Origin of the sequence: Wenyingzhuangia aestuarii (assembly GCF_011927765.1) — a bacterium.
Lineage (GTDB): Bacteria > Bacteroidota > Bacteroidia > Flavobacteriales > Flavobacteriaceae > Wenyingzhuangia > Wenyingzhuangia aestuarii.
Genome location: NZ_JAATJG010000008.1, coordinates 139,997 through 152,368 on the forward strand (window position 1 = coordinate 139,997; position 12,372 = coordinate 152,368).

Sequence of the window (12,372 nt, forward strand, 5' to 3'; positions counted from 1 at the left end):
ATGAGCAACCAACTCTTAATTATATTTATACGCAGACCCGAATTAGGAAAAGTAAAAACACGTTTGGCTAAAGACACTTCTGATGAAGTTGCTTTGGCTGTTTATAAAGATTTATTAGTCCACACACACAACATTACCAAAAATTTAGAGGTTGATAAATGGGTGTTTTATACAGACGAAATTGAATTTGATGACCTTTGGGATGAAGGAGAATTTATGAAATTGATTCAAGCCAAAGGAGATTTAGGAGCTAAAATGCAAGAAGCTTTTTTTAAAGGTTTTGGTGCTGGCTACTTAGAAATTGTCATTATTGGTAGTGATATAGAAACCCTAACCACAGAAATTATAGAAGATGCTTTTGAGCAAGTAAAAGAACAAACCGTTATAGGTCCGTCTGAAGATGGAGGTTATTATTTATTAGGTTTAAACGAACCTAGAACCGATGTGTTTACCAATAAAGAATGGGGAACAGATTCGGTACTTAGAGATACCTTTTTAGATTTGTCAGACGAAGAAGTGGCAATTCTTGATGAGTTAAATGATATTGATGTATTAGAAGATATAGAAGAAGATTCTTTCTTATATCATCACGTTAAAAATTATAAATAAAATGACCTTAGAAAACATTCAAGAAAGCGTAAACTTTCTACACAAACAAGGAGTTACAATTCCCGAAACAGGAATTATTTTAGGAACAGGTTTGGCTAAACTAGTTGATGATATTGACATACAAAGAGTGGTTAATTACGAAGACATTCCACATTTTGTAAGTGCTACTTTAGAGTCTCATGCGGGTAAACTAATTTTTGGAACTATAGAAGACAAAAACGTCGTAGTCATGAGCGGTCGTTTTCACGCTTATGAAGGGTATTCTTTTAACGAAATTACCTACGGAGTTAGAGTAATGCAAGCCTTAGGAATAGAACAACTGTTAATTACCAACGCTGCAGGGGCTGTAAATTTAGGTTTTAACAAAGGAGAATTAATGTTAATAGATGATCATATTAATTTACAAGGTGGTTCTCCTCTATCCTTTAAAAATGCAAAAGATTTTGGAAATATTTTTGTAGACATGTCTACTCCCTATAACAAAATTTTAAATGATCGAATTGAACAAATAGCTACAGATAACAACATTAATCTACACAAAGGGGTGTATGCATCTGTGGTTGGACCTCAATTAGAAACTCGTGCAGAATATCGTTATTTAAAAACCATTGGTGCCGATGCTGTGGGAATGAGTACCGTTCCTGAAGTTATTGTAGCCAATCAACTAGAGCTACCTTGTATTGCCATTTCTGTATTAACAGATGAATGTGATCCAGAGAATTTAAACCCCATCAATATTCCAGAAATTTTTGAAATGGCAGCTAAAGCAGAACCACAATTGAGCATTTTATTTAAAGAATTGCTTAAAACTTTATAATTGATGATATACTTAACAGTATTATTATACGTAAAAAAAGGAAAAGAAAAAGTATTTGTAGAATACGAAAACGCTGTACTTCCTATTCTTAAGGAGCATAACGGAGTTTTAATTCATAGATTAAGACCCTTAGAAGAAAACTATATTGGAACCTCAACCGAAGAGCAACCTTATGAAATTCATTTAATTTCTTTTGCTTCTGATCAGCATTTTAAAGCTTATTTACAAGATTCTAAAAGAGCTTCTTTTGATGCTTTAAAAAATGAGAGTCTTAGACTTAGTTATATTTACAAAGGAGAAAAATTATAACATAAAAAACCTTAGCAAATTGCTGAGGTTTTTTGTTTTTAAAAATACTGTCCTACTCCAAAAACCAATCCTTTCTGTTTTCCGTTAATTACACTTCTTCCGTAATCTATTCTTATAACGGCATTGTATATTTTTTTATGAATAAATCTAAGTCCTACTCCAGGGTGAACTCTTGCTCCTTTACCTTCTAGAATCTCATTAATTTCTCCTCCTGCTGATCTCCAATTCCCCGCATCTACAAACACATTGGTTTGTAAAGCAAACCATTCTTTATCTATAATCGTGTGTCTATACTCTGTATTTAAAACGATTACTGCTGTTCCTCTGTCTATAATATTTCCTACTCCTCTTATATTTATATTATTATCTAACGCAAAAGGTGCAAAAGGGTTATCATCATTACTAGCAATTCCCAATCTTAATCTAGTCGCAAAATTTCCTCTTTCTTTAATTCTTTTGTAATAAAAAAAATCATTCCATAAAATGTAAAAGCTTTTTTGATTGGTATCTATAGGCATTACATACTGTGTGCTTAATAAACTTCTAAAGCCATCAACATATTGATAATTAAACACTAGTGTATTGTAATCAAAACCGGCTTTAAATAAAAATTTATTCTCGTTTAAACTTGTAGGTATTTCTGTAGACTGAAATCCATCAAAATAACGATACTTTTCTTTAAAAATATTTAATCCTAAATCTATCCTATGAAAAGAGGTTAATCGTTTGGTAACAGATGTTTCTATAGAGGTATTAGTATATTCATAATTTGCACTACCTCCATCAAAATATAAAGGTTCTAAGCTAGTTAGACTTTGAACGGTTAAAGAAAGTCCTGTGGTAGCATTAAACAAAAACGGATCTGTATAGTTTACCGAAAAAGAATGAAATCCATTATTTCTGTAGAATGCACCTACTTGTTTATTTTCTCCTAAAAAATTAAATTCTTTAACTCCTAACTGATATGAAAATTGTTGATTATTAGCTGTCCAAAAATTAATAGTTGGAATAATCGTATTGGTTTCTTCTATTTTATAAGTCACCTCATAATTTCCATCATCATTAGTTGTAACAACATAACTAGATGTATTACAAACAGGCAATCTGCTTAACAAAGTGGCATCGTTATTTAAAGTTATAGAATCTAGTGTTTCTCCGACTTTTAAACGGGTTAGTTTCTTTAATACCGTTGTTTTTGTTTTTTGATTTCCTTGGTAACGAATGCTTTTTACAACTTGAGCATTTAGTTGAAATAGTATAAAACCGAAGAAAAAAATAGTTAGTTTCGTTTTCATTTAGTTTAGTTTAGTTTAAGTTTAAGTTTAAAACTACTATTAATTAGCTGATAAATAACGTAGTCCTAAACTAAAAGTCTGACCTAATCCTTGAAAATTGTATCCCCTTACAAATTTTCCTACAGAAGCCTCTAGATTTAATTTATCTGTAACTTGATATTTTCCTCCCAAACCAACTGAGGTATAATTTTGTTCAAAATCGTTTCCAAAACTAATTAAGAAAAACTGTTGTGCGTTTACAAAAATGGTAGATTTATTCGTTGGAAAATAACTTAAAAAAGCACTAACAGGTAAACCTAAACTGTTGTTTGCAAATTGCTCATTCCCTCCTTTGTCTCCAAAATTAAAGCCTAAATCTACCTCTGTAAATATTTGCCATTGATTTCCTCCAAACGTTTTATCAAAAAAGAATTTTGTTTCCCAAAACGTACTATTCTTATCTAAATAACCTGCCTTATCTTTTTCAAAAATGGGTAAATAAAGAGAACTTGTAAAAGAAAAATTAGGAACAGATGCAATAGGTTGTACTCTAATAGAAGGTGCAAATGTGGTAAAACCGGAACGTGCTGTACCTGCTCCGTTTCCATTGTCTTTAAAATTAAAGACACTTAGCGTGTTAGCATCTCCATAAGTATTTGCTCTTGCTTGGGTAATAAACCCAACGTTAATTCTTGCGTTTTTACTAACCCCGTAGTAAAACTCTAAGGTACTTGTAAAAAAACTTTGTCTTGGAATATCTATTGCTTCAGAAGACTCTCCTAATGTTTGTCTGGTTTGTGTGTAAACACTATTAAACCATTTTACATCAAACTGACCTTTTGCTAATAATTTTGATGGAGTAAATGTTTGAATATTTGACAAGGCTGTTGATGTATTTTCTTTTGTTTTTACAGCAGAGTTTTGACCATTTAATTGCCAATTATAAGCATAATAGTCAAAAGAGGTATTTATTTTTTGAGTTCTATATTTATTGATAAACGTAACAATGTTGTTTTTTGAGGTTCCAAAATCTTCTTTATACCAAGAAAAAATTTCAGAAATTGCTGTTTTTCCATTCGTATTTCTAATAAAATCCGAATTATTTAACGCTAGTTTTGTTTGGGTTGCTAATTGATTTTCTAACTGTTCTGGAGTGTAAGCATAGTTTACAATAGGAGGACAACTTACTGCTCCGCAAACCAATACAAAGTGAAATCTAGGTTCCTTAAAGTTGGCTCTTAACAATTTGTTTTCAATATCATTTAGTGTAATTTTTATTCCTCCTAAATACCTTTTGTTTCCGTCAAAAAAACCAGGAATAGCCATGGGAGAATTTACAGGATAATTTTCGACTACCTGCTCTATTACTCCTAAGTTATATACGTTTATCCAAAAAGATTTGTATAGATTTTTATGGTCTATATCTATTGAAATTTGATTAGAAATCTCTATAATTTCTTTTAAATCAGAATCATCATCTGCTAGTTTTTGATAGACTACTTTACCATTATCTACATAGGATTTAAAAAAAGAATCTGCCTTTTTAAAAAACTCAGCGGTATGGTTTTGTGCATTAGTTAATGCAGTTGTAGCTATAAATAGCACTATAAAAATCTTGTGTTTCATGGGGTTGTGTTTTTAATGAACCTTTAATTTGTTGTTTCTTTTTTTAATTGCTTACACAAGCATCACTTTATTTAAATAGAATATAAATAGCTTGTATTTTTTAAGAAGTTTAAAAAAGTTGCGACAGAATGCTTGTAAATTGAAACTAAATCAAATTTTAGGCATATGAAAAACGTCATCATTATAGGTAATGGAATTGCAGGAGTTACTGCTGCAAGGCATATTAGAAAAAATTCAGATCATAAAATCACCATCATATCAGGAGAAACAGATTATTTCTTTTCTAGAACCGCCTTAATGTACGTTTTTATGGGACATATGAAATTTGAACATACACAACCTTACGAAAATTGGTTTTGGAAAAAAAACAGAATAGACCTAGTAAAAGCTTTTGTTAAAAGCGTAGATACAACCAACAAAACTTTATTGTTAGACAATAACACAACTATTGTATATGATGATTTAATTATTGCCACAGGTTCTACACCTAACAAATTTGGTTGGCCAGGTCAGGATTTAAAAGCAGTAACAGGAATGTATTCTAGACAAGATTTAGATACCATTACAGAATATGCTAAAGATTGCAAACGTGCCGTTATTGTGGGTGGTGGATTAATTGGTATTGAAATGGCCGAAATGTTAGCTTCTAAAAACATACCTGTTACTTTTTTAGTACGTGAAAAAAGCTTTTGGAATGGAGTGTTACCTGCTCAGGAATCTGAAATGATTAACAGACATATTAGAGAACATCATATAGATTTACGTTTAGAAACCAATTTGGTAGAAATTTTATCTGATGAAAACGGAAGAGCCAAAGCAGTGGTTACCGACAAAGGAGAAACTATTGAATGTAATTTGGTTGGCTTAACTGCTGGAGTAAGTCCTAACATAAACTTTTTAAAAGAATCTGGAATTGAATTGGGTAGAGGTGTTTTGGTTAACAGACACTTAGAAACCAACATTCCAAATGTATATGCTATTGGAGATTGCGCACAACAACACCAAGGTATTGGAGAACGCAGACCTATTGAAGCTGTTTGGTACACGGGTAGAATGATGGGAGAAACTGTAGCTAGAACTATTTGTGGTGTACCTACAGAATACCAACCAGGACATTGGTTTAACTCTGCTAAATTTTTAGATATAGAATACCAAACATACGGATGGATTTGGGCACAACCTAGAGAAAATGAAGCTCGTTTTTATTGGGAACACAAAGACGGTAAAATATGTGTACACTTTAATTATGACAAAATTTCTAGAAAATTTATAGGATTAAATACGTTTGGAATTAGATTACGACACAAGGTTTTTGACAAATGGTTAACTGATGAACGCAGTGTTGAATATGTTTTGGAACATTTAAAAGATGCCAATTTTGATCCTGAATTCTACAAGCAATACGAAGCTGAAATTCTACAAAAATTCAATCAAGAAAACAACACTCAATTGGTTCCTAAAAAGAAAAGTTGGAAACGAATTTTAAACTTAGCCTAAACAAGAATCCCCTCATCAATAGAATATAAAATGAAGACAATAAAAAACATAGGATATATTTTAACCTTTTTAGGGTTTGCCTTTTTTGTAGGTAGTATATTCACAGGAACCTACAAAGTTACTCCAGAAACATACAAAAGTTGGATAGAAAACAAAGGTGTAAAAAGTGAACACTTTATAAGAAATACCAAAAATAAAATTGTAAACAAAGAATTAAGTGCTTGGGAATTATCTTCTAAAATAATTAGCAGTGCCAAAGCATCTAATGAATATCAACACAGTCAACCAGAAGTAGACTGGAACAAAATTCTTCATTTAAAATGGAGTAAAACCTCAAAAGAATTTGTGTATCCTTTGGTTAGAGAATCTGCCATAGGATGGTTTACAAACAACACGGGGTTATGGTTTTTCCTTACTTTTGGATTGGCTATTATTGGAGGATTGCTAGTTTTTATTCCCGATTATAAATTATTAGGACCTGCAGGAATTAAAAACAACGGAATTTTTCAGCACAGTGCTACCAATAGAGGAATTATTGGATTTATAACTGCTTTCTTTTTTGTTGGATTTTACATCTTTTTATACTTTTTTCCCAACTATATTGTCAACCCAATTTTAGCGGTAAACGGAGTAAGTAAAGCTTTAAGTGGAAATCCTGCTAGTCAGTGGTTTTTATACGGATTTATGTACTGCTCGGTAATGACTGTTTTTGCCGTTAGAATGTTTATCAAATACCGTCATAACAAATACCAAATGATTAGAACAGCCGTTGTTTTGTTCTTTCAAATTGCTTTTGCCTTTTTAATTCCAGAAATCTTAGTAGCTTTTAACAAACCTTGGTTCGACTTTAAAAATGCTTGGCCTTTAAACTATACCTTCTTTTTTGATTGGAATTTAGATTCTTTAGTAAACAGCGGAAACTTAGGTGTTTTTATGTTGGTATGGGGAATTGTTCTAACGGCTATTATAGTTCCTGTAATGGTTTATTTTTATGGAAAAAGATGGTATTGCTCTTGGGTTTGTGGATGTGGTGGTTTGGCCGAAACTTTAGGAGATCCATATAGACAACTATCTGACAAATCTTTATTTTCTTGGAAAATTGAACGTTGGTTAATACACGGTGTTTTGGTATTTGCTACCGTAATGACTGGATTAACGCTGTATGTGTACTTTGCTGAAATTCCTAGCTGGAAAGAACTTTTCTGGGGAATTTCTGTATACGATATACAAACCTGGTACGGATTCTTTATTGGATCTATTTTTTCTGGAGTTATTGGTACAGGATTCTATCCGATTTTAGGAAATCGTGTTTGGTGTCGTTTTGGTTGTCCATTAGCTGCATATATGGGATTGGTACAAAGATTCAAATCTAGATTTAGAATTACCACCAACGGAGGTCAATGCATTTCTTGTGGAAACTGTTCTACTTATTGTGAACAAGGAATTGATGTACGTTCATATGCACAAAAAGGACAAAATATTGTTCGTTCCTCTTGTGTAGGTTGTGGTGTTTGTTCTGCTGTATGTCCTCGTGGAGTTTTAAAATTAGAAAACGGTCCAGATACAGGAGCTAGCAGAACAGAAATAAGTGATGTGCTTTTAGGAAACGACATTGATTTGTTAAACATGACTAAAAAGAATGATTAGTAGGCTAGCCTACATATATATATTTCTTCCTTTTGTTGTATTAGCACAACAAAAGGAAGTTTTACATCAAGAGTATTTTAAAAATGGAGAACTGCAACACGAATGGTATACCCTTAACAAACATCCTATAAAATATTGGAAAACCTTTTATTTAGACTCTGTTAATTACTATCAAAGAAACTACACTTCTTTAGGTAAAATCACTTCGGAAGGTTGGTACACTAAAAATTTAAAAAATGGGTACACCATAGAATATTATAAGGATAGTTGCTCTTCTAACGGACATTATCAGAATAATTTAAAAGAGAAAACTTGGAGATATTATACCCATCAACATTTAGACTCTGTAGGAGATTATCATATTAATACACCTACCAAAAATTGGTTTTATTATCAAAATAATCAATTGGTTTGCGAGAAAAGATATATGAACAATAGTCAAAACTATACTGTAAAAAACTATCGTAAAAACGGAACTTTAGAGGCTGAAGGAACCTACATAAATCATCAAAAAAATGGCTATTGGAAATTTTACTCTAAGCTACAAGTTTTAAAAACTTCTGGAAATTTTAAAAACGGTTTAAAAGAAGGCTACTGGCACTTTTACTCCGATGAAGGAAAGGTATTGGAACAAGGAGATTTTAAAGAAAATAAAAAAACTAAATGGTGGTCTTTTTTTAATAAAGACGGAACTTTGTCTCACAAATGTGAACTAAAAGAAAACTTGTTACACGGTTATTGTATATACTACAGCAACAACAAAATTGTTAAAGGAAGATACTATAAAAAAGGGGTAAAAACCAAAGAGTGGAAAGACTGGAGTTCTTTTAGAAAAGATTATAACAAACTAAATGACTAAAATTATTGTAATTATTCCTGCTTTTAATGAAGAGCAGTCTATTGCCAATGTGGTGAACGATATTCCTAAGAATATTGTTGACACCATTATTGTTGTAAACAACAATTCTACAGATAATACAGCTAAAGTTGCCACCCATGCAGGTGCTAATGTTTTGTTAGAATCTAAAATGGGGTATGGATATGCTTGTTTAAAAGGAATGGAATACATAGCTCAACAAAATTTACATCCAGATATTATTGTGTTTTTAGATGGAGATTATTCAGATTATCCTGAACAAATCCCTTTAGTTGTTGCTCCTATTTTAAATGATAATATTGATTTAGTTATTGGATCTAGAAACAACTCCCAAAGAGCCAAAAATTCTATGACTCCTCAGCAAGTATTTGGAAATTGGTTAGCTACCTCTTTAATGAAACTTTTCTTTAAAGCTAACTTTACAGATTTAGGTCCTTTTAGAGCTATCAAATATCAAAAATTGTTAGAATTAAACATGACTGACAAAACTTACGGATGGACGGTAGAAATGCAACTAAAAGCTGTTAAAAGCAACTTTAACTATACAGAAGTACCTGTTAAATACAGAGAAAGAATAGGAGTTTCTAAGGTGTCGGGTACAATAAAAGGAACTATCTTTGCCGGAATTAAAATCCTAAGTTGGATCTTTAAATATAGTTTAAAATAATGGTAAACAACTTATTACTCTTACTATCAAAACCAACAAACAACGCACTATATATGATCAGCTGCGTTCTTTTGGTTATATACATTGTATCTTTGGTAATGGTATTTTTTTATGCTTTGGCTCAATTAAATCTGTTATTTAATTACCTAAAAGCCAATCGTTCTAAAAAAAACGAAAACTGTCCAAAGTTTGATTTAAACAATCCTGATGAGGTTCCCTATGTAACCATTCAGCTACCTGTTTTTAACGAAAAATATGTAATGAAGCGATTGTTAAAAAACATTGCTTTGATGGAATATCCAAGAGAAAAACTAGAAATTCAAGTATTAGATGATTCTACAGATGATACCGTTATTAAGACCAAAGAAAGAGTTGCTAAATTAGTCGCTACCGGATTAGATATTGTTCACATTACAAGAACCAACAGACAAGGTTTTAAGGCAGGTGCTTTAAAAGAAGGACTAGCCATTGCCAAAGGTGAGTTTATTGCCATTTTTGATTCTGATTTTTTACCAGAAAGCGATTGGTTACATAAAACTATCACTTATTTTAAAGATGATAAAATTGGAGTTGTACAAACTCGTTGGGGACATATTAACCGTGATTATTCTTTATTAACCAAAATACAAGCCTTTGCTTTAGATGCACATTTTACCTTAGAACAAATGGGTAGAAATTCTAAAGGACATTTTATCAACTTTAATGGTACGGCAGGTATTTGGAGAAAAGAATGTATTTACGATGCAGGAAACTGGGAAGGAGATACTTTAACCGAAGATTTAGATTTAAGCTATAGAGCTCAACTAAAAGGTTGGCAATTTAAATATTTGGTAGATGTAGAAACTCCTGCTGAATTACCTGTAGTAATTAGTGCTGCCAGATCTCAACAATTTAGATGGAACAAAGGAGGTGCAGAAAACTTTCAGAAAATGTTTCGTAAGATTCTTAATTCTGACTTACCTTTTAAAACAAAAGCACATTGTGTACTCCATCTTTTAAACAGTACTATGTTTTTAAATGTATTTATTGTAGGAGTGTTAAGTGTTCCTATGTTGTACATTAAAAATTATTTTGAAGATTTTAAAGGCTATTTTATTGCCATGAGTTTCTTTGCCATTAGTACTTTAATCTTTTTTATCTGTTACTGGTACATGTATAAAAACGTACAGAAAAAAAGTGGACTTAAAGGATTTATTCAATACACCAGAACCTTTTTTACCTTTTTTAGTGTAGCCATGGGCTTATCTTTAAATAATACGGGGGCTGTTATTGAAGGTCACAGACGTAAACGTAGTGATTTTGTAAGAACTCCTAAATTCAACATTAAATCTATTGATGGTTGGAAGAAAAATATATACATGCGTAAAAAACCTTCTAAGAATGTAATCTACGAAGGAATTTTAACTATTTACTTTTTCTTTGGAATTGTAAGTGCTTGGTTGGTTAGAGATATTGGAAATAATCATTTAAAAACCTATTCAGAAAAATGTTGGTTTGGCTTGTTACCTTGCGATGCTTGGTACGTTCCTTTTGATAGTGGATTGATTATTTTTCACGTTATGCTTTTCTTAGGTTTTGGATTTATTTTTTACAAATCCGTATTCTCAAAGGTTTAATGTAACTTTTAGATTATTCTATCGACTTATAAGCTTTAAAACAACCTTATGATATCCTTTCTAAAAAATTATAAAATGACCAATAAACTTAGTTTATTGGTCATTTTATTTTCTTCTATAGCTTATTACTTATTTGCTTACAAAACTGTAAGAACCGATTTTATTCAGGTATTAGGATGGTATAGTTTATTGTTTACTTGCTTTGTTTTACTATACAATTACAGCCAACTAAACCTAAAGACTCTTATTATTACTGGAATCTTTTTTAGAGTCCTTTTTTTAATTGCTATTCCAAATCTATCTGATGACTTCTATCGTTTTTTGTGGGATGGACGAGCAATTTTTAATGGAATTAATCCTTATTTAATATTACCAGAGAACAATCCCACATTAATTAATGATGGAATCAACTTGTACAAAGGAATGGGAGCTATGAATGGGAGCCATTTTACTTGTTACCCTCCACTAAATCAGTTTGCTTTTACCGTTCCAGCTATTTTTTCTGATAGTCATTTATTAATCAGTACTGTGGTAATGAGACTTACCTTAATTCTATCAGATATAATTACACTCTTTTTTGGAATAAAAATACTTAGAGAATTAAAACTAAACCCTCGTAAAATTCTATTGTATTTTATCAATCCATATATTATCATAGAGCTTACAGGAAATTTACATTACGAAGGAATGATGCTTGCTTTTTTAAGTGCGAGTATTTATTACTTACTAAAAAATAAAAATCACGTTTCAGCTATTTTATTTGCAAGTGCTATTTCTATCAAATTAATTCCATTGATTTTTTTACCTGTATTATACAGATGGTTGGGATTCAAGAAAACAGTCATGTATGGAGCTATTACTACCTTGGTAAATATCCTCCTATTTCTACCATTTATGAGTACAGAATTATATACCAACTTTATGTCTAGTATTGAATTGTATTTTCAAAACTTTGAATTTAATGCGAGTATTTACTACATCATTAGAGAAATTGGTTATCATGTAAAAGGCTACAACATTATACAAACAGTTGGAAAAATAACACCAATAATTGTTATTCTATTTACTTTAATTATTTCCTTTTTCAGAAAAAACAACAAGCAAATAACACTTATAGAAAGTATGCTATTTGTAATTACATTTTATTATTTATTATCTAGTATTGTTCATCCTTGGTATTTGGCAATACCTTTATTCTTAAGCATTTTTGTAAAATACAACTATCCTATTCTTTGGTCTTATCTAATCATTCTTAGCTACAGTGCTTACATTAGTAATACATACAAAGAAAATCTTTGGTTGGTTGGACTAGAATACAGCCTTCTGTTTGGTTACATCATGTATCAAACTTATTATTTGCCTAAATCAACAACAAAACAAGATCTTAAAACTTAGTATAAAGAATTCTTATTCTATCATATTTATACTCTATA

11 protein-coding genes are annotated in these 12,372 nt (G+C 31.1%); 9 read left to right on the forward strand and 2 right to left on the reverse strand.

Annotated features, from left to right (window positions below):
- The 3 genes from GGR97_RS09325 to GGR97_RS09335 are packed head-to-tail and all read left to right on the forward strand — an operon-like array spanning window position 1 to window position 1,735.
- Window positions 1-609 (forward strand): TIGR04282 family arsenosugar biosynthesis glycosyltransferase, encoded by a 609-nt coding sequence (locus tag GGR97_RS09325; RefSeq protein WP_167898244.1) that lies wholly within the window; start codon window positions 1-3, stop codon window positions 607-609.
- 1 nt (window position 610) lies between these two features.
- A complete protein-coding gene (locus GGR97_RS09330) occupies window positions 611-1,426 on the forward strand; it encodes a purine-nucleoside phosphorylase (RefSeq protein ID WP_167898245.1) in 816 nt (271 codons plus the stop codon).
- A 3-nt stretch (window positions 1,427-1,429) separates the two neighbouring features.
- The gene (locus tag GGR97_RS09335; protein ID WP_167898246.1) at window positions 1,430-1,735 is read left to right on the forward strand and encodes a DUF1330 domain-containing protein; all 306 of its coding nucleotides are present in this window, start codon (window positions 1,430-1,432) and stop codon (window positions 1,733-1,735) included.
- Window positions 1,736-1,773: 38 nt separating this feature from the next.
- On the opposite strand, the gene GGR97_RS09340 is transcribed toward GGR97_RS09335, so the two are convergent.
- Window positions 1,774-3,030, reverse strand: a complete 1,257-nt coding sequence (locus GGR97_RS09340; RefSeq protein WP_167898247.1) for a POTRA domain-containing protein — start codon at window positions 3,028-3,030, stop codon at window positions 1,774-1,776.
- 39 nt (window positions 3,031-3,069) lie between these two features.
- Window positions 3,070-4,635, reverse strand: coding sequence for a DUF547 domain-containing protein (locus GGR97_RS15325; protein WP_245229485.1), 1,566 nt, complete (start codon window positions 4,633-4,635; stop codon window positions 3,070-3,072).
- A 165-nt stretch (window positions 4,636-4,800) separates the two neighbouring features.
- On the opposite strand from GGR97_RS15325, the gene GGR97_RS09350 reads away from it, so the two are divergent.
- The 6 genes from GGR97_RS09350 to GGR97_RS09375 all read left to right on the forward strand — a co-directional run bounded on the left by GGR97_RS09350 (window position 4,801) and on the right by GGR97_RS09375 (window position 12,334).
- Window positions 4,801-6,132 carry an NAD(P)/FAD-dependent oxidoreductase gene (locus GGR97_RS09350; RefSeq protein ID WP_167898248.1) on the forward strand — a complete coding sequence of 444 codons (1,332 nt, stop codon included), beginning with the start codon at window positions 4,801-4,803 and terminating at the stop codon, window positions 6,130-6,132.
- 30 nt (window positions 6,133-6,162) lie between these two features.
- The gene (locus tag GGR97_RS09355; protein WP_167898249.1) at window positions 6,163-7,779 is read left to right on the forward strand and encodes a 4Fe-4S binding protein; all 1,617 of its coding nucleotides are present in this window, start codon (window positions 6,163-6,165) and stop codon (window positions 7,777-7,779) included.
- Window positions 7,772-8,638 carry a toxin-antitoxin system YwqK family antitoxin gene (locus GGR97_RS09360; RefSeq protein WP_167898250.1) on the forward strand — a complete coding sequence of 289 codons (867 nt, stop codon included), beginning with the start codon at window positions 7,772-7,774 and terminating at the stop codon, window positions 8,636-8,638. The genes GGR97_RS09355 and GGR97_RS09360 overlap by 8 nt, the downstream gene beginning before the upstream one ends.
- Entirely contained in the window at window positions 8,631-9,323 is a 693-nt protein-coding gene (locus tag GGR97_RS09365) for a glycosyltransferase family 2 protein (protein ID WP_167898251.1), read from the forward strand. Before GGR97_RS09360 ends, GGR97_RS09365 begins: the two co-directional genes overlap by 8 nt.
- Window positions 9,324-9,376: 53 nt before the next feature.
- Window positions 9,377-10,939 carry a cellulose synthase family protein gene (locus tag GGR97_RS09370; protein ID WP_167898282.1) on the forward strand — a complete coding sequence of 521 codons (1,563 nt, stop codon included), beginning with the start codon at window positions 9,377-9,379 and terminating at the stop codon, window positions 10,937-10,939.
- Window positions 10,940-11,014: 75 nt separating this feature from the next.
- On the forward strand, window positions 11,015-12,334 hold the full coding sequence (locus GGR97_RS09375; protein WP_245229487.1) for a glycosyltransferase 87 family protein: 1,320 nt from the start codon (window positions 11,015-11,017) through the stop codon (window positions 12,332-12,334).
- Window positions 12,335-12,372: the final 38 nt, after the last annotated feature.

What these genes read in the sequence shown, in the direction of transcription:
- GGR97_RS09325 (WP_167898244.1), top strand. Translation starts at nt 1, where the DNA reads ATGAGCAACCAACTCTTAATTATATTTATACGCAGACCCGAATTAGGA.
- GGR97_RS09330 (WP_167898245.1), top strand. Translation starts at nt 611, where the DNA reads ATGACCTTAGAAAACATTCAAGAAAGCGTAAACTTTCTACACAAACAA.
- GGR97_RS09335 (WP_167898246.1), top strand. Translation starts at nt 1,430, where the DNA reads ATGATATACTTAACAGTATTATTATACGTAAAAAAAGGAAAAGAAAAA.
- GGR97_RS09340 (WP_167898247.1), bottom strand. Translation starts at nt 3,030, where the DNA reads ATGAAAACGAAACTAACTATTTTTTTCTTCGGTTTTATACTATTTCAA.
- GGR97_RS15325 (WP_245229485.1), bottom strand. Translation starts at nt 4,635, where the DNA reads ATGAAACACAAGATTTTTATAGTGCTATTTATAGCTACAACTGCATTA.
- GGR97_RS09350 (WP_167898248.1), top strand. Translation starts at nt 4,801, where the DNA reads ATGAAAAACGTCATCATTATAGGTAATGGAATTGCAGGAGTTACTGCT.
- GGR97_RS09355 (WP_167898249.1), top strand. Translation starts at nt 6,163, where the DNA reads ATGAAGACAATAAAAAACATAGGATATATTTTAACCTTTTTAGGGTTT.
- GGR97_RS09360 (WP_167898250.1), top strand. Translation starts at nt 7,772, where the DNA reads ATGATTAGTAGGCTAGCCTACATATATATATTTCTTCCTTTTGTTGTA.
- GGR97_RS09365 (WP_167898251.1), top strand. Translation starts at nt 8,631, where the DNA reads ATGACTAAAATTATTGTAATTATTCCTGCTTTTAATGAAGAGCAGTCT.
- GGR97_RS09370 (WP_167898282.1), top strand. Translation starts at nt 9,377, where the DNA reads ATGATCAGCTGCGTTCTTTTGGTTATATACATTGTATCTTTGGTAATG.
- GGR97_RS09375 (WP_245229487.1), top strand. Translation starts at nt 11,015, where the DNA reads ATGACCAATAAACTTAGTTTATTGGTCATTTTATTTTCTTCTATAGCT.